1 protein-coding gene is annotated in these 234 nt (G+C 35.9%); it reads right to left on the bottom strand.

The annotated features are described in order from the left end of the window. Positions 1-234: glycosyltransferase (locus ACWA1B_RS23690; RefSeq protein WP_456911153.1), on the bottom strand; the 234-nt coding region annotated here is incomplete at both ends.

Below are 234 nucleotides of genomic sequence, written 5' to 3' on the forward strand. Positions count from 1 at the left end.
TATAGTTTGCTCATTAAAGAAAATACCAGTTTCATTTTCAATTACTGTCTCCAAAGCTCCTCCTTTCTTAAATGCAATAACTGGTGTGCCACATGCCTGAGCTTCGATTGGAAGTATTCCAAAATCCTCCTCAGCGGCAAACACAAATGCTCTTGCTTTAGACAATTCGTCTCTTAAGATTTCATCTGACTGATAACCTAAGATTTCTATATTTGAATTAGCTAGAGCTTTTAT

The organism is Flavobacterium xizangense, assembly GCF_054075145.1.